A 16,300-nucleotide genomic window follows, 5' to 3' on the forward strand; every position below is an offset into this window, starting at 1 on the left:
TCTTTGGCAAGACAAAGAAAAGTGCCTCCCGCCCCAGGGAAGGGGCGACGCATACAGACCGTCAAGAAAACGAGTTCAACGACGGAGCGCGGATCAACGACATTGACCCAGGCCCCTGCGAGGTCCATCGCTCATCAAAGAATCACGCGCCGGAAGTCGCCAAGCAGCGACCCCAGATACGCATTGAACCGCGCCGCTTCCGCGCCATCGATCACGCGATGGTCATACGACAGCGACAGCGGCAGCGTGAGACGCGGCACGAACTGCTTGCCGTCCCACACCGGCTTCATCTGGCCGCGCGACAACCCGAGGATCGCCACTTCCGGCGCGTTGATGATCGGCGTGAAGTGCGTGCCGCCGATCCCGCCGAGCGACGAGATCGAGAAGCAGCCGCCCTGCATCTGGTCCGGCTTCAGCTTGCCTTCGCGCGCGGCCTTCGACAACTCGCTCATTTCCTTTGCGATGTCGACGAGGCCCTTCTTGTCCGCGTCGCGGATCACCGGCACGACGAGGCCGTTCGGCGTGTCGGCCGCGAAACCGATGTGGTAGTACTGCTTGAAGACGAGGTTGTCGCCATCGAGGCTCGCGTTGAAGGTCGGGAACTTCTTGAGCGCCGCCACGACCGCCTTGATCACGAACGCGAGCATCGTGAACTTCACGCCCGCCTTCTCGTGCTCCTTGTTCAGTTGCACGCGCAGCGCCTCGAGATCGGTGATGTCCGCTTCGTCGTTGTTCGTGACGTGCGGGATCATCACCCAGTTGCGGTGCAGGTTCGCACCCGAAATCTTCTTGATCCGCGACAGCGGCTTTGCCTCGAACGGGCCGAACTTCGCGAAATCGATCTTCGGCCACGGCAGCAGGTTCAGCTCGCCGCCGCCCGCCGGCGCGGCCGCGGCGGCGAGCGACGCGCGTTGCCCCGTCATCACGCCCTTCACGAACGCGGTGACATCGTCCTTCGTGATGCGGCTCTTCGGCCCCGTGCCCGTGACGCGCGACACGTCGACGCCGAGTTCGCGCGCGAACTTGCGCACCGACGGCGACGCGTGGCTCGCGCGGTACTCGCCGCTCGCGGCGGGCGCCGGCGCGGCTGCGGCCGCGGCTGCAGTTGCCGCTTGCGGCGCGGGCGCGGCGGCGGGCGCCGGAGCGGGCGCGGCTTGCACGGGTGCGGCTGCGGGCGCGGCCGCCTGCGGCGCGCTCGCGGCGGCGCCCGACGCTTCGAGCACGACAATCAGCGAGCCTTCCGACACCGCGTCGCCAACCTTCACCAAGATGCCCTTGACGACGCCCGCGGCCGGGCTCGGCACATCCATCGTCGCCTTGTCGGACTCGAGCGTGACGAGCGACTGCTCCTTCTCGACCGTATCGCCGACCTTCACGGCGATCTCGATCACCGGCACATCCTTGTAGTCGCCGATGTCCGGCACCTTCACTTCGACCGTGCCGCCGCCCGCCGACGCCGACGCCGCTGCGGGCGCAGGTGCGGCTGCCGCGGGCGCGGCCGCCGGCTGCGCGGCGCTCGCCGCGGCGCCGTTCGCCTGCGCGAGCTTGCCCGCCGCCTGCGCGCCGTCGAGCAGCACGATCAACGAGCCTTCCGACACCGCGTCGCCGACCTTCACCTTCACTTCCTTGACCGTGCCCGCCGACGGGCTCGGCACGTCCATCGTCGCCTTGTCGGACTCGAGCGTGACGAGCGACTGCTCGGGCTCGACCGCGTCGCCCGGCTTCACGAGCACTTCGATGACGGGCACGTCCTTGTAATCGCCGATATCCGGCACCTTGACTTCGATCGCTTGACTCATCTGTTTCAGTCTCCTGTCGATCGCGGCAGGCCGCGCGAGCGGCCTGCCGCGATCCCATGCAAGGCGGAGCCGCGCCGCCCCGCCCCCGCTTCGTCGAAAGCGGGAACGGGCGCGCGGCGTCGCGCGGCGCGTGCGTTAAACCGTCATCGGGTTGGGTTTGGCCGGGTCGAGGTCGTACTTCGCGATGGCGTCCGCCACGACCTTGCGCTCGATCGCGCCTTCGTCGGCGAGCGCGTTGAGCGCCGCGACCGTGACCCAGTAGCGATCCACCTCGAAGAAGTGGCGCAGCGCGCCGCGCGTGTCCGAGCGGCCGAAGCCGTCGGTGCCGAGCACGACGTAGCGGCGATCGATCTGGCCGCGGATCTGGTCGGCGAGTGCGCGCACGTAGTCGGTCGACGCGATCACCGGGCCCTGCGTGTCCTTCAGGCACGTCTGCACGTGCGACAGGCGGCGCGCCTCGGCCGGATGCAGCAGGTTCCAGCGCTCGACGTCATGGCCTTCGCGCGCGAGCTCGGTGAAGCTCGGCACGCTCCAGAGATCGGCGGCGACGCCCCAGTCGTTCTTCAGCAGGTCCGCGGCGGCGATCACTTCGTTGAAGATCGTGCCCGCGCCGAGCAGTTGCACGCGCGGCGCCTTCTTGCCGGCGTCGGCCTTCCTGAACGCATACATGCCCTTGATGATGTCGGCCGCCACGTGCTCGCCCTGCGGAATCGCCGGGTGCTCGTAGTTCTCGTTCATCACCGTCACGTAGTAGTAGACGTCCTCCTGCTCCTGCACCATCCGGCGCAGACCGTCCTGCATGATGACGGCGAGCTCGTAGCCGAACGTCGGGTCGTAGCTCACGCAGTTCGGCACCGACGCCGCCCACATCAGCGAGTGGCCGTCTTCGTGCTGCAAGCCCTCGCCGTTGAGCGTCGTGCGGCCCGCGGTGCCGCCGAGCAGGAAGCCGCGCGAGCGCATGTCGCCCGCCGCCCATGCGAGGTCGCCGATCCGCTGGAAGCCGAACATCGAATAGAAGATGTAGAACGGCACCATGATCTCGCCGTGCGTCGAGTACGACGTCGCCGCCGCGATCCAGTCGCACATGCCGCCCGCTTCGTTGATGCCTTCCTGCAGGATCTGGCCGGTTTCCGATTCCTTGTAGAACATCAACTGATCGGAATCCTCCGGCACGTACTTCTGGCCTTCCTGGTTCCAGATGCCGATCTGGCGGAAGAGACCTTCCATGCCGAACGTGCGCGATTCGTCGGGCACGATCGGCACGACGCGCTTGCCGAGCGTCTTGTCCTTCAGCAGGATGTTCAGGATCCGCACGAACGCCATCGTCGTCGAGATCTCGCGGCCTTCGCCCGTGCCCTTCAGGAGCGGCTCGAACGCGTCGAGCGCCGGCACCGGCAGCGACTCGGCCTTCTGGCGGCGCTGCGGCAGGTAGCCGCCGAGGTCCATGCGCTGCTTGCGCATGTATTCGAGCTCCTTCGAGCCTTCGTCGAACTTCACGTACGGCACGTCGGCGATCTGCTCGTCGGTGATCGGCAGGCGGAACTGGTCGCGGAACTTCTTCAGTTGCTCGACGGGCAGCTTCTTCTGCTGGTGCGTGATGTTCATCGCCTGACCCGACTCACCCATCCCGTAGCCCTTGATGGTCTTCGCGAGAATCACCGTCGGCGCGCCCTTCGAGTTGCTCGCCTCGTGGAACGCCGCGTAGATCTTGTGCGGGTCGTGGCCGCCGCGGTTCAGCGCCCAGATGTCGTCGTCGGACCAGTCGGCGACGAGCGCCTTCAGCTCCGGCGAGTTGAAGAAGTGCTCGCGCACGTACGCGCCCGATTCCGACTTGTACGTCTGGTATTCGCCGTCGACGACTTCCATCATGCGGCGCATCAGCGCGCCCGTCTTGTCGCGCGCGAAGAGGGCATCCCAGCGGCCGCCCCAGATCACCTTGATCACGTTCCAGCCGGCGCCGCGGAATTCCGATTCCAGTTCCTGGATGATCTTGCCGTTGCCGCGCACCGGGCCGTCGAGACGCTGCAGGTTGCAGTTGATCACGAACACGAGGTTGTCGAGCTTCTCGCGGCTCGCCATGCCGATCGCGCCGAGCGATTCCGGTTCGTCCGTCTCGCCGTCGCCGAGGAACGCCCAGACCTTGCGGCCGTTCGTCTTCGCGATGCCGCGCGCCTGCAGGTACTTCATGAAGCGCGCCTGGTAGATCGCCATGATGGGGCCCAGGCCCATCGACACGGTCGGGAACTGCCAGAAATCCGGCATCAGCCACGGGTGCGGATACGACGAGATGCCGTTGCCGCCCACTTCCTGGCGGAAGTTGTCGAGCTGCGCTTCCGTCAGGCGGCCGAGCAGGAACGCGCGCGAGTAGATGCCGGGCGACGAGTGGCCCTGCACGAACACGAGATCGCCGCCGTGCTCGGCGGACGGGGCGTGCCAGAAGTGGTTGTAGCCGACGTCATAGAGCGTCGCGGCCGACGCGAACGACGCGATGTGACCGCCGACGTTCGTATCCTTGCCCGCGCGCAACACCATCGCGATCGCGTTCCAGCGCGTGTACGAGCGGATCCGGTGCTCGATGTCCTGGTCGCCCGGAATCCTCGCCTGGGCTTCGACGGGAATCGTGTTGATGTACGGGGTGTTCGCGGAGAACGGCAGGTGCTCGCCGTGCATCCGCGCGAATTCGATCTGCTTCTCGATCAGGTAGTGCGCGCGGCCGGGACCGACCGCGGAAATCACGCCGTCGAGCGCTTCGAGCCATTCGACGGTTTCCTGCGCGTCGTCGTCGCGTTCGGCCGCGACGTACTTCATCACTTCATTCGGTACAGCGGACATTCTCGTCTCCTGGGTGTCCTGGAATTGAAGATGGCCTTCGCGCGACGACGCGTGCCGCCGGCTGCAACAAGCTCCCGCGGATTGTAAAGAGCGTCGCACGCAACGCGCAACAAAATTTTCGAATTATGAGATCATTTCTTGTAATGTGAAATATTGCTGCGCCGCACTCATCCGGCCGGCATTTGCCGCGCAACATGTATCGATAATTCCGCTTTCGGTTCAATCTTTCTTGTACGCCTTTTGTGCATGGCGCGCTGAGCTACAATCCTGCCATGTTGACCGATCGGCTTTTCGCTCGCTCGGCGCGACCGTCGGGCTCGCCGGCGGAGTCGCAGCCGTCCCGCTGGCACCACGGACCGTGGTGGTCCAACTCTTACCTGCTCACCCCCCTGCTGTCGATCCTGGTCTTTCTCGTCGTGATGAGCCTCATTCTGTGGAGCCTCAACCGCCGCGAGGAGCAGCAGCAGGAAGACACGCTGTTTCGCAACGTCGCGTGGGCGCAGCAGCAGATCCGGCTGTCGATGACGAGCGCGCAGGAGCAGCTCCAGGCGTTCTCGCGCGACATCGCCGCGGGCCGCGTCGACGAGCACGCGTTCCAGGCGACGGTCGGCGACGTGATGCAGGCGCATCCCGAGATCCTCTATCTGAACTGGTACACGTCGCCCGGCACGAAACGCTGGCCGACGATGCAATTGCCGGTCCTCGGCCAGCGGCTCGCGAAGCCGGGCGACGCGCAGATGGACGAAGTCGTGCGCGGCGCGTACGCCGAGGCGCGCGGCACGCGCCGGCAGTCGTACTCGCCGCTCGTCTACGACGACTTCGGCAACGGCTACCTGACGCTGCAAACGCCCGTGATCCGCGACCGCGAGTACCTCGGCTCGATCGCCGCGGTGTTCTCGGTCGAAGGGGTCCTGAAGCACGACATCCCGCCCGAGCTGTCCGCGAAATACAAGATCTCGATCACCGACGCGAACAACCGCGAGCTCGCGTCGACGTCGTCGCGCCCGCGGCTGCCGCGCGACGCGCACTACGACCTGCCGCTCGACCCGCCCGGTCAGGGCCTCACGGTGCGCGTCTATGCGTACCCGCAAACGACGAACCTGACCAACAACACGCTCGTGTGGCTCGTCGCGGGCCTGTCGTGCTTCGTGCTGTGGAGCCTCTGGAGCCTGTGGAAGCACACGCGGCAGCGCTTCGAGGCGCAGCAGGCGCTGTACGCGGAGGCGTTCTTCCGCCGCGCGATGGAAAATTCGGTGCTGATCGGCATGCGCGTGCTCGACATGCACGGCCGGATCACGCACGTGAACCCGGCGTTCTGCCGGATGACGGGCTGGGACGAGAGCGACCTCGTCGGCAAGACCGCGCCGTTCCCGTACTGGCCGCGCGATGCATACCCGGAAATGCAGCGCCAGCTCGACATGACGCTGCGCGGCAAGGCGCCTTCTTCCGGCTTCGAGCTGCGCGTGCGCCGCAAGGACGGCTCGCTCTTCCACGCGCGCCTGTACGTATCGCCGCTCATCGACAGCGCCGGCCGGCAGACGGGCTGGATGTCGTCGATGACCGACATCACCGAGCCGAAGCGCGCGCGCGAAGAGCTCGCGGCCGCGCACGAGCGCTTCACGACCGTGCTCGAAAGCCTCGACGCCGCGGTGTCGGTGCTCGCCGCGGACGAGGCCGAGCTCCTGTTCGCGAACCGCTATTACCGGCATCTGTTCGGCATCCGTCCGGACGGCCATCTCGAGCTGTCGGGCGGCGGTTTCGACACCGCGCAGGCGTCGTCCGACTCGATCGACCTGGTCGACGCATACGCCGGCCTGCCCGCCGCCGCGCTCACCGAGAGCACGGCGGACGCGCAGGAGGTGTACGTCGAGAGCATTCAGAAGTGGTTCGAGGTGCGCCGCCAGTACATCCAGTGGGTCGACGGCCACCTCGCGCAGATGCAGATCGCGACCGACATCACGACGCGCAAGAAGGCGCAGGAACTCGCGCACCAGCAGGAGGAGAAGCTGCAGTTCACGAGCCGGCTGATGACGATGGGCGAGATGGCGTCGTCGATCGCGCACGAGCTGAACCAGCCGCTCGCCGCGATCAACAACTATTGCTCCGGCACGCTCGCGCTCGTGAAGAGCGGCCGCGCGTCGCCCGAGACGCTCGCGCCCGCGCTCGAGAAGACCGCGCAGCAGGCGCTGCGGGCCGGGATGATCGTCAAGCGGATCCGCGAGTTCGTGAAACGCAGCGAGCCGAAGCGGCAGCCGTCGCGCGTCGCCGACATCGTCGCCGACGCGGTCGGGCTCGCCGAAATCGAGGCGAGAAAGCGCCGGATTCGGATCGTCACCGAAATCCGCGCAAGAATGCCTATTATTTATGTCGACCCCGTGTTGATCGAGCAGGTGCTCGTGAACCTGATGAAGAACGCGGCCGAGGCGATGCAGGAGGCGCGGCCGCAGGCGGAGAACGGCGTGATCCGCGTCGTCGCCGACCTCGAAGCAGGTTTCGTCGACATCCGCGTGATCGACCAGGGTCCGGGCGTCGACGAGGCGACGGCCGAACGCCTGTTCGAACCGTTCTACAGCACCAAGTCGGACGGGATGGGCATGGGGCTCAATATCTGCCGCTCGATCATCGAATCGCATCGCGGGCGTCTGTGGGTGGTCAACAACGTCGAGCCTGACGGCTTCGTGTCGGGCGCGACGTTCCACTGCAGCCTGCCCGTTGGGGAACCGGAGGATCGCGGTCGCGGATCCGAGACATCGCCATCACAAACCGTAACGGGAGAGATATGAATAGCCCTGTCACCACCTCTCAGGAAACCGTCTTTGTCGTCGACGACGACGAGGCCGTGCGCGACTCGCTGCGCTGGCTGCTGGAGGCAAACGGCTATCGCGTGCAATGCTTCTCGAGCGCCGAGCAGTTCCTCGACGCCTACCAGCCCGCGCAGCAGGCGGGACAGATCGCGTGCCTGATCCTCGACGTGCGGATGTCCGGGATGAGCGGCCTCGAGCTGCAGGAGCGCCTGATCGCCGAGAACGCGGCGCTCCCCATCATCTTCGTGACGGGCCACGGCGACGTGCCGATGGCCGTGTCGACGATGAAGAAAGGCGCGATGGACTTCATCGAGAAGCCGTTCGACGAAGCCGAGCTGCGCAAGCTCGTCGAGCGGATGCTCGACAAGGCGCGCAGCGAGAGCAAGAGCGTCCAGGAGCAGCGCGCGGCGAGCGAGCGCCTGTCGAAGCTGACGGCTCGCGAGCAGCAGGTGCTCGAGCGGATCATCGCCGGCCGCCTGAACAAGCAGATCGCCGACGACCTCGGAATCAGCATCAAGACGGTCGAGGCGCACCGCGCGAACATCATGGAAAAGCTCAACGTCAACACGGTCGCCGATCTGCTGCGGCTCGCGCTGTCGAAGAAACAGGCGTAACGCGCGGCGCCACGCCCCCTCTCCCGCCCGGTGCGCGCCGGGCGAGCGGCTCTTTTTGCGGCGCGACGGCGCGCGCGATGTTTCCGGCTCCCGCCGTCCCGTCGTCCGCCTGCATGCCCGCGCGCATCCCCGCTCTCCGGCACATGCCGTCCCCGTTTTTCTCCCGCTCCTCACGCGGCGCATGGCGCGAATCGACCTGGTCGGTGTCGGCTGACGACAGGCGGGCGGTATAATTCGATGCTTCGCTGCAGCGCAACCCGGCGCCGCACGCCCGCATATCCAACCTCGCCCAAGCGAATTCCCACCATGACAGCCACCCTGATCGACGGCAACGCCCTTTCGAAGACCCTGCGCGCGCAAGCAGCCGAGCGCGCCGCCGCGCTAGCCGCGCGCGGCCACCGCCCGGGCCTCGCGGTGATCCTCGTCGGCGACAACCCGGCGAGCGAAGTCTACGTGCGCAACAAGATCAAGGCGTGCGAGGACAACGGCTTCTTCTCGCTGAAGGACCGCTATCCGGCGACGCTCTCCGAGCCCGAGCTGCTCGCGCGCATCGACGAACTGAACCGCGATCCGAAAATCCACGGCATCCTCGTGCAGTTGCCGCTGCCCGCGCACATCGACAGCCACAAGGTGATCGAGGCGATCGCGCCGGAGAAGGACGTCGACGGCTTTCACGTCGCGAACGCCGGCGCGTTGCTGACGGGCAAGCCGCTCTTTCGCCCGTGCACGCCGTACGGCGTGATGAAGATGTTCGACGCATACAAGATCCCGCTGCAGGGCGCGAACGCGGTCGTGATCGGCCGCTCGAACATCGTCGGCAAGCCGATGGCGCTGCTGCTCCTCGAAGCGGGCGCGACCGTCACGATCTGCCACAGCAAGACGCGCGAGCTCGCCGCGCACACGCGCCAAGCCGACATCGTCGTCGCGGCGGTCGGCAAGCGCAACGTGCTGACGGCCGACATGGTGAAGCCGGGCGCGACCGTGATCGACGTCGGGATGAACCGCAACGACGAAGGCAAGCTGTGCGGCGACGTCGACTTCGCGGGCGTCTCGCAGGTCGCGGGCCACATCACGCCCGTGCCCGGCGGTGTCGGCCCGATGACGATCACGATGCTGCTCATCAACACGATCGAAGCCGCCGAGCGCGCCGCGGCCGCGGCCTGACGGCGGGTTCGCCAACGCTTGCGGCGGCGGGCGAGCCGGCTGGCTCCGGGAGGCGATGGCCGCCCGCGTCGGCCGCCATGCGGCCGCGCGCCTCCTCGCAGCGTCGTGCGGAAAACCGGATGCTCACGGTCCGGAAACGCCCTCCCCGCCCTCCCATATCGCCCGCCGCATGCACACGCCTGCGTATGCGCGCAGCGGGCCGCCATCGCCGCCCCGCGTTCCCGCCCCAATCGCTTCGTTGGAAACTAACGATTGGAAAGCGCGCGATGCGCCCCAATAATGTCGACATGACGCGACGGCCGGCGCCGTGCGCCGCCGTCTTCCCCCAACCCGAAACCGAAACCGCCAGGGAGCACTATGTCCGTCAGCGCAAACGCCAACCCGCTTCTCGATTTCTCAGGCCTGCCCCGCTTCGGCGAAATTCACCCCGAGCACGTGACGCCCGCGCTCGACACGCTGCTCGCGAACGCAAACGACGCCGTCGAGCAAGCCGCGCGGCCCGAGACGCCCGCGACCTGGGCCGCCGTCGTCGAGACCATCGAGCATGCGACCGAGCCGCTCGGCCGCGCATGGGGCGTCGTCGGCCACCTGAACGCGGTCGCCGACACGCCCGAGCTGCGCGCCGTCTACGGCGAGAACCTGCCGCGCGTGACCGAGTTCTGGTCGAGCGTCGGCCAGAATCTCGCGCTCTACGAGAAGTACAAGGCGATCGCCGCGAGCGCCGAATACGCGACGCTGTCCGCCGAGCGCAAGAAAATCCTCGACAACGCGCTGCGCGACTTCCGCCTGTCGGGCGCCGAGCTGCCCGAGGAGCGCAAGCCGCGCTTCGCCGAGTTGCAGGAGCAACAGGCGGCGCTGTCGAAATCATTCTCCGATCACGTGCTCGACGCGACGAACGGCTACGCGTACTACGCGCAGAGCGAGGACGAGCTGGCCGGCCTGCCCGACGATGCGATCGCGGCCGCGCGCGAGGCCGCGCAAAAGGAAGACAAGGCCGGCTGGAAGTTCACGCTGCACTTCCCGTCGTATTTCCCGGTGCTGCAATACGCGCAGAACCGCGCGATGCGCGAGGCGATGTACCGCGCCTACGTGACGCGCGCATCCGAGCTCGGCCCGCAGTACGGCGACGGCAAGGCCGACTGGGACAACACGACGATCGTCGCGGATCAACTCTCGCTGCGCCGCGAAGAGGCGACGATGCTCGGCTATCACGACTTCGCCGAAGTGTCGCTCGCGCCGAAGATGGCGGAATCGCCGCAGCAGGTGATCGCGTTCCTCGAGGATCTCGCGAAGCGCGCGCGCCCGTTCGCGGAGAAGGACTGGGACGAGCTGCGCGCGTTCGCGTCGGGCGAGCTCGGCCTCGCTGCGCTCGAGCCGTGGGATGTCGCGTACGCGGCCGAGAAGCTGCGCGAGCGGCGCTACGCGTTCTCCGAGAACGAGGTGAAGCAGTACTTCCCCGAGCCCGCGGTGCTGAAGGGCCTCTTCACGGTCGCCGAGACGCTGTTCGGCGTGCGGATCGCGCGCGACGACGCGCCCGTCTGGCACGAGGACGTGCGCTTCTTCCGCGTCGAGAACCGCGACGGCTCGCTCGTCGCGCAGTTCTATCTCGACCTGTACGCACGCGAAGGCAAGCGCGGCGGCGCGTGGATGGACGACGCGCGCTCGCGCGCGAAGCGCGGCGACGGCCGCGTGCAGACGCCCGTCGCGTACCTGACCTGCAACTTCTCCGCGCCGATCGGCGGCAAGCCCGCGTGCTTCACGCACGACGAGGTGATCACGCTGTTCCACGAGTTCGGCCACGGGCTGCATCACATGCTCACGCGCGTCGACGAGATCGGCGTGTCCGGCATCAACGGCGTCGAATGGGACGCGGTCGAGCTGCCGTCGCAGTTCATGGAGAACTTCTGTTGGGAGTGGGACGTGCTGAAGTCGATGTCGTCGCACGTCGACACGGGCGACGCGCTGCCGCGCGGGCTCTTCGACAAGATGCTCGCCGCGAAGAATTTCCAGAGCGGCCTCGGCACGCTGCGCCAGATCGTGTTCTCGATGTTCGACATGCTGCTGCACGTCGACTTCGATCCGGCGTCCAGCAAGACGAGCGTCAACGACTTCGCGCGCAAGATCAACGAGCGCTTCCACGTGATTCCGCAAGCGCCGTTCTCGCGCTGGCCGAACACGTTCAGCCACATCTTCGCGGGCGGCTATGCGGCCGGCTACTACAGCTACAAGTGGGCCGAAGTGCTGTCCGCCGATGCCTATGCGGCGTTCGAGGAAGCGGCCGGCTCGGCGGGCAGCGTGCTCGATGCGACGACGGGCGCGCGCTATCGGCGCGAGATTCTCGAAGTCGGCGGCAGCCGCCCGGCGATGGACTCGTTCAAGGCGTTCCGCGGCCGCGAGCCGAACATCGACGCGCTGCTGCGCCACAGCGGGATGGCCGACGCCGCGCAGCCGCGCGCGTGACGCGTTCGGCATCGCGCGCCCGGGTCGGGCGCGCGGCCGATCCGCAATAACGACGAACGGCAGCCCGTACCGACGGGTTGCCGTTTTTTTATCGCCCCGTCGAAGCAGCGAGCCGCGCCGCGCGTTCGCTCACGCGCCGGGCGACGCGTCGTCGCCGTCGCTCACGTCGTCGTCGAAGAGCGCGATCTGTCCGTGCCGCTCGGCCGTGTCCTCGTCGATCCGCACGCCGACGCCCAACAGCCGCACCGCCTGCTTGCGGCGCGCGAGCCCTTTCGCGAGCAGCGCGACCGCGGTCTCGGCGTCGGTCGCGTCGGCGACGCATTCGACTGTCGTGCGCTGAAAATCCGCGAAGCGGATCTTCACGTACAGCTTCCTGATCGAGCGCGCGGCCCCCGCCCGCTCGATCCGCGCATCGAGCAGCCCGGTCAATCGACGGATCTCGGCCGCGCATTCGTCGAGCGTCGCGAGGTCCTGCACGTAGGTCGTCTCGACGCTCACCGACTTGCGCTCCTGGTCCGCGCGCACCGGCCGCTCGTCGATGCCGCGCGCGAGTTCGTAAAGCCGTCGGCCGAACGCGCCGAATTCGCGATGCAGATCGAACAGCGACCAGCCGCGCAATTGCGCGCAGGTGCGAATGCCGAGCTTGTCGAGGCGCACCGCCGTCACCTGGCCGACGCCGTGCAGCTTGCGCACGGGCAGCGCGGCGACGAACGCGTCGACTTCGTGCGGCCGCACGACGAACAGGCCGTCTGGCTTGTTCCAGTCGGACGCGATCTTCGCGATGAACTTGTTCGGCGCGACGCCCGCCGACACCGTGACGCCGACCGTGTCGCGCACGCGCTCGCGAATCTCGCGCGCGATCAGCGTGCCGCTGCCCTGGCAACGCGTCGCGCGGCTCACGTCGAGATACGCCTCGTCGAGCGACAGCGGCTCGACGTCGGGCGTGTAATCGCGATAGATCGCCATGATGAGCCGCGACGCCGCGCGGTACTTGTCCATCGCGGGCGGCAGGATCAGCAGATCCGGACACTTGCGCATCGCGAGCGCCGACGACATCGCCGAATGCACGCCGTAACGGCGCGCGTCGTAGTTGCAGGTCGCGATCACGCCGCGCTGGTCGGGGCGGCCGCCGACCGCGAGCGGACGGCCGCGCAGCGACGGATCGTCGCGCATCTCGACCGATGCGTAGAAGCAGTCGCAGTCGCAATGGATGATCTTGCGCGCGAGGGGCGCCGCGTCACCCGAAGGCGGCGGAGACGGATCGAAGGAAGGCGTCGGCTTGTCCAAGGTGCCGATACTGTACAAAAACACAGTTCACGTTTCAACTGCTCGGTGCGACGGCACGCTGCCCATTGAAATCGGAAAGAAGCGGGAAACGAAATGCAGAACGCAGAAAGACAAAAACCCGGCTCGAGAGCCGGGTTTCCGCCTGGGCGATTCGCGCATCGGTCATTTGCGCGTGGACATCGCCGAATTTGGTTGCGGGGGTAGGATTTGAACCTACGACCTTCGGGTTATGAGCCCGACGAGCTGCCAGACTGCTCCACCCCGCGTCAAAGAAATAAAAGTATATGGGTTTTAAGCGGATGCGTCAAATCTTATTTCGCATTTTCGTCACACACGCAGCCGCGCCCCCGCCGATCGAACTAGTCCGGTCGACCCAGCGACGCAACCGCGCCCGTTCCTCCGGCGAATAGGCAAGGGCATCGCCCGTCCCTACTCTTGAGACGCTCCTCCTCGTCTCGAGAGAATCGTCATGGCTTCAACCTCCGCTCCTCCCGCATCGCTCGACAAGCGCGCGATGCCCGTGCTCGCGTCGAGCACGATCGCGTTCACACTGTGCTTCGCCGTCTGGATGATGTTCGCGATCCTCGGCATTCCGCTCAAGAAAACGCTCGGCCTGAACGACACCGAATTCGGCCTCATCGCCGCGATGCCCGTGCTCACCGGCTCGCTGATCCGCGTGCCGCTCGGCATCTGGACCGATCGCTACGGCGGGCGCATCGTGTTCTTCATCCTGATGCTCGTCACCGTCGCGCCGATCTGGCTGATCGCGTACGCCACCGAGCTCTGGCAATTCCTCGTGCTCGGCCTGTTCGTCGGGCTCGCGGGCGGCTCGTTCTCGGTCGGCACGCCCTACGTCGCGCGCTGGTTTCCGAAAGCGCGCCAGGGGCTCGCGATGGGCGTGTTCGGCGCCGGCAACTCGGGCGCCGCCGTCAACAAGTTCGTCGCGCCCGCGCTGATCGCCGCGGCGGGCACGTGGACCATCGTGCCGCGCGTCTACGCGATCGCGATGCTCGCGATGGCGCTCCTCTTCTGGCTGTTCTCCGCAACCGATCCCGCGCACCGCTCGACGAACGCGACGTCGCTGCGCGCGCAACTGCGCGTGCTGAAGGACCCGCGCGTGTGGCGCTACTCGCAGTACTACTCGGTCGTGTTCGGCGGCTACGTCGGGCTGTCGCTGTGGCTCACGCAGTACTACGTCGGCGAATACGGCTTCGGCATCCAGTCGGCCGCGTTCCTCGCCGCGTGCTTCTCGCTGCCGGGCGGCGTGCTGCGCGCGATCGGCGGGTGGCTCTCCGACCGCTACGGCGCGTATCGCACGACGTGGTGGGTGATGTGGATCTGCTGGGTGATGTTCTTCCTGCTCAGCTATCCGCCGACCGATTTCACGATCCGCGCCGCGCACGGCCCGCTCGGCTTCCATCTGTCGCTCACGCCCGTCGCGTTCACCGCGCTGCTGTTCACGGTCGGCATCGCGATGGCGGTCGGCAAGGCGTCGGTCTTCAAGTTCATCGCCGACGAGTTCCCTGACGACATCGGCGCGGTGTCGGGCATCGTCGGCCTCGCGGGCGGCCTCGCCGGCTTCGCGCTGCCGATCCTGTTCGGCGCGCTCGTCGACCTGACGGGCGTGCGCTCGACCTGCTTCATGCTGCTCTACGGCGCCGTCAGCGTGAGCCTCGTCTGGATGTACTTCAGCTTCCGCGCCGAGCGCGCGGCGCAGGACCAGCGCGTGCTCGCCGCCCGCTGCGCGTGAGCTTCGTCATCTTCGTTCACTCAACGGATTCGATCATGTCCACTTCTCTACTCGTGCGCTGGGACCCCGAAAACCCGGCCTTCTGGCAAGCCAAGGGGCGCCCCGTCGCATGGCGCAATCTCGCAATCTCGATTCCCGCGCTGATGCTCGCGTTCGTCGTCTGGTCGCTCTGGAGCGTCGTCGTCGTCAATCTCGATCGCGCGGGCTTTCACTTCAGCAAGAACCAGTTGTTCTGGCTCACCGCGCTGCCCGCGCTCTCCGGCGCGACGCTGCGCATCTTCTATTCGTTCCTCGTGCCGATCTTCGGTGGCCGCCGCTTCACCGCGATCTCCACCGCGACGCTCCTGATCCCCGCGCTCGGGATGGGCTTCGCGCTGCGTGATCCGGGCACGGGCTATCCGACGCTCCTCATCCTCGCGCTTCTCTGCGGGTTCGGCGGCGCGAACTTCAGCTCGTCGATGGCGAACATCAGCTTCTTCTTCCCGAAGGCGAAGAAAGGGCTCGCGACCGGCCTGAACGCGGGCATCGGCAACCTCGGCGTGTCGGTCGTGCAGTTCGTCACGCCGCTCGTGATCTCGGCGGGCCTGTTCGGCGCGCTCGCGGGCGATCCGCAGACCGTCGCCGCGCACGGCGCGACGACGAACCTGTGGCTGCAGAACGCGGGCTTCGTGTGGGTGCCGTTCATCGTCGTCGCGACGCTCGCCGCGTGGTTCGGCATGAACGACATCGCCGACGCGAAGGCGTCGTTCGCCGAGCAGGCGGTGATCTTCCGCCGGCTGCACAACTGGCTGATGTGCTGGCTGTACGTCGGCACCTTCGGTTCGTTCATCGGCTTCTCCGCGGGCTTCGCGCTCCTCACGAAGGCGCTCTTCCCGAACGTGAACCCGACCGCGTACGCGTTCATCGGCCCGCTCGCGGGCGCGCTGATGCGGCCCGTCGGCGGCTGGGTGTCCGACCGGATCGGCGGCGCACGCGTGACGTTCTGGACCTTCGCCGCGATGATCGCGGCGGTCGCGGGCGTGATCGCGACGCTGCCGTCGGGCGGCGACGCGGGCAGCTTCGCGGGCTTCCTCGCGATGTTCATCGTGCTGTTCGCGCTGACGGGCATCGGCAACGGCTCGACGTTCCGGATGATTCCGGTCATCTTCCTGACCGAGCGGCAGCGCGCGGCGCAGGGCCAGGGCGAAGCCGCGCAAAAGCAGGCGGCGCTCGACGCCGGCAAGGAATCGGCCGCGGTGCTCGGCTTTTCGGGCGCGATCGGCGCGTACGGCGGCTTCTTCATTCCGAAGAGCTTCGGCACGTCGCTCGACATGACGGGCTCGGCCGTGCCGGCGCTCGCGTGCTTCATCGCGTTCTACGTGTCGTGCGTCGCGATCACCTGGTGGTTCTACGCGCGCCGCAACGCGTCGATGCCGTGCTGAGGACGGCGCGCTGACGCCTCCCGCCGGATGCGGCGCGGCGCGACACGCCGCCGCATCCGGTTCGCATTTCCACAGGGCGCGCCGCGCCCTCTAGTTCTTTCGAACTAGTTCTTCTCCCGCCCGTTTCCCGCTCCATCGGCGAATGGGCGCGCGAGCGCGCGCGCCGTAA

10 protein-coding genes and 1 tRNA gene are annotated in these 16,300 nt (G+C 67.3%); 6 read left to right on the forward strand and 5 right to left on the reverse strand.

Going from position 1 to position 16,300, the window contains the following annotated elements; genetic code table 11:
- Window positions 1-134: 134 nt before the first annotated feature.
- From aceF to WS92_RS35935, 3 genes are all read right to left on the reverse strand, one after another.
- A complete protein-coding gene (gene aceF / locus WS92_RS22725) occupies window positions 135-1,799 on the reverse strand; it encodes a dihydrolipoyllysine-residue acetyltransferase (protein ID WP_059929274.1) in 1,665 nt (554 codons plus the stop codon).
- A 135-nt stretch (window positions 1,800-1,934) separates the two neighbouring features.
- A complete protein-coding gene (gene aceE, locus WS92_RS22730; protein ID WP_043282409.1) occupies window positions 1,935-4,631 on the reverse strand; it encodes a pyruvate dehydrogenase (acetyl-transferring), homodimeric type in 2,697 nt (898 codons plus the stop codon).
- A 167-nt stretch (window positions 4,632-4,798) separates the two neighbouring features.
- Window positions 4,799-4,984 (reverse strand): hypothetical protein, encoded by a 186-nt coding sequence (locus tag WS92_RS35935; RefSeq protein ID WP_075644977.1) that lies wholly within the window; start codon window positions 4,982-4,984, stop codon window positions 4,799-4,801.
- On the opposite strand from WS92_RS35935, the gene fixL reads away from it, so the two are divergent.
- The 4 genes from fixL to WS92_RS22750 all read left to right on the forward strand — a co-directional run bounded on the left by fixL (window position 4,904) and on the right by WS92_RS22750 (window position 11,673).
- Entirely contained in the window at window positions 4,904-7,414 is a 2,511-nt protein-coding gene (gene fixL, locus WS92_RS22735) for an oxygen sensor histidine kinase FixL (RefSeq protein ID WP_059929276.1), read from the forward strand. The two genes, WS92_RS35935 and fixL, sit on opposite strands and share 81 nt — an antisense overlap.
- Complete coding sequence (fixJ, locus tag WS92_RS22740) at window positions 7,411-8,049, forward strand: oxygen response regulator transcription factor FixJ (protein ID WP_006025940.1); 639 nt, start codon at window positions 7,411-7,413, stop codon at window positions 8,047-8,049. The genes fixL and fixJ overlap by 4 nt, the downstream gene beginning before the upstream one ends.
- Window positions 8,050-8,355: 306 nt before the next feature.
- Window positions 8,356-9,213 (forward strand): bifunctional methylenetetrahydrofolate dehydrogenase/methenyltetrahydrofolate cyclohydrolase FolD, encoded by an 858-nt coding sequence (gene folD / locus WS92_RS22745; RefSeq protein WP_006025939.1) that lies wholly within the window; start codon window positions 8,356-8,358, stop codon window positions 9,211-9,213.
- 357 nt (window positions 9,214-9,570) lie between these two features.
- Window positions 9,571-11,673 carry a M3 family metallopeptidase gene (locus WS92_RS22750; protein WP_059929279.1) on the forward strand — a complete coding sequence of 701 codons (2,103 nt, stop codon included), beginning with the start codon at window positions 9,571-9,573 and terminating at the stop codon, window positions 11,671-11,673.
- 129 nt (window positions 11,674-11,802) lie between these two features.
- Here WS92_RS22750 and dinB read toward each other — a convergent pair whose 3' ends face one another.
- Both dinB and WS92_RS22760 read right to left on the reverse strand, forming a co-directional pair.
- Window positions 11,803-12,960: a DNA polymerase IV gene (gene dinB / locus WS92_RS22755; protein ID WP_006025937.1), complete on the reverse strand. Its 1,158-nt coding sequence runs from the start codon at window positions 12,958-12,960 to the stop codon at window positions 11,803-11,805.
- Window positions 12,961-13,149: 189 nt separating this feature from the next.
- Window positions 13,150-13,226, reverse strand: a tRNA-Met gene (locus WS92_RS22760).
- A gap of 203 nt (window positions 13,227-13,429) precedes the next feature.
- Here WS92_RS22760 and WS92_RS22765 point away from each other — a divergent pair.
- Window positions 13,430-14,710 carry an MFS transporter gene (locus WS92_RS22765; protein ID WP_006025936.1) on the forward strand — a complete coding sequence of 427 codons (1,281 nt, stop codon included), beginning with the start codon at window positions 13,430-13,432 and terminating at the stop codon, window positions 14,708-14,710.
- Window positions 14,711-14,745: 35 nt separating this feature from the next.
- On the forward strand, window positions 14,746-16,131 hold the full coding sequence (locus WS92_RS22770) for a NarK family nitrate/nitrite MFS transporter (RefSeq protein WP_009912978.1): 1,386 nt from the start codon (window positions 14,746-14,748) through the stop codon (window positions 16,129-16,131).
- The last annotated feature ends 169 nt before the right edge of the window (window positions 16,132-16,300 follow it).

The sequence above is a fragment of the Burkholderia sp. MSMB1588 genome (assembly GCF_001546925.1).
Lineage (GTDB): Bacteria > Pseudomonadota > Gammaproteobacteria > Burkholderiales > Burkholderiaceae > Burkholderia > Burkholderia humptydooensis.

What these genes read in the sequence shown, in the direction of transcription:
- aceF (WP_059929274.1), bottom strand. Translation starts at nt 1,799, where the DNA reads ATGAGTCAAGCGATCGAAGTCAAGGTGCCGGATATCGGCGATTACAAG.
- aceE (WP_043282409.1), bottom strand. Translation starts at nt 4,631, where the DNA reads ATGTCCGCTGTACCGAATGAAGTGATGAAGTACGTCGCGGCCGAACGC.
- fixL (WP_059929276.1), top strand. Translation starts at nt 4,904, where the DNA reads ATGTTGACCGATCGGCTTTTCGCTCGCTCGGCGCGACCGTCGGGCTCG.
- fixJ (WP_006025940.1), top strand. Translation starts at nt 7,411, where the DNA reads ATGAATAGCCCTGTCACCACCTCTCAGGAAACCGTCTTTGTCGTCGAC.
- folD (WP_006025939.1), top strand. Translation starts at nt 8,356, where the DNA reads ATGACAGCCACCCTGATCGACGGCAACGCCCTTTCGAAGACCCTGCGC.
- WS92_RS22750 (WP_059929279.1), top strand. Translation starts at nt 9,571, where the DNA reads ATGTCCGTCAGCGCAAACGCCAACCCGCTTCTCGATTTCTCAGGCCTG.
- WS92_RS22765 (WP_006025936.1), top strand. Translation starts at nt 13,430, where the DNA reads ATGGCTTCAACCTCCGCTCCTCCCGCATCGCTCGACAAGCGCGCGATG.
- WS92_RS22770 (WP_009912978.1), top strand. Translation starts at nt 14,746, where the DNA reads ATGTCCACTTCTCTACTCGTGCGCTGGGACCCCGAAAACCCGGCCTTC.